The sequence below is a fragment of the Capnocytophaga sp. oral taxon 326 str. F0382 genome, from assembly GCF_000318295.1.
Classification (GTDB): Bacteria; Bacteroidota; Bacteroidia; order Flavobacteriales; family Flavobacteriaceae; genus Capnocytophaga; species Capnocytophaga periodontitidis.
Map to the genome: position 1 here is coordinate 2,084 of NZ_KB291466.1, position 324 is coordinate 2,407.

The following is a 324-nucleotide window of genomic DNA, read 5'->3' on the forward strand; positions in this document are numbered from 1 at the left end:
AGTTTAAAACGCTATTTTCAAAGATTGTTACATATTCATTGGAAACTACAATAATTATCCCATTGAAATCCTTATAGTTCAATACACGAGATGTTAAAATTTCTTGATCTTTAGCTGTTAAAGAAGCAAAAGAATAATAATATCTCACACTTTTTTGGTCGGGAGATTTTATTTTGCGAATACTATTACTAAAATTATCAAACTTTAAGTACTTATTAAAATACTTACCAACCCATAAGCTAAGATTAAGTTCATCACCATCTGTTGTTTTTATCTTACCAGAAGAATAGAAACCTGAATCCTCTAATTTTGAAAAACGCAATG

At 27.8% G+C, this 324-nt stretch carries 1 protein-coding gene; it reads right to left on the reverse strand.

Annotated elements, in window-relative coordinates; genetic code table 11:
* The coding region (locus HMPREF9073_RS16085) for a hypothetical protein (RefSeq protein ID WP_198005904.1) at positions 1–324 on the reverse strand (324 nt) is incomplete at both ends.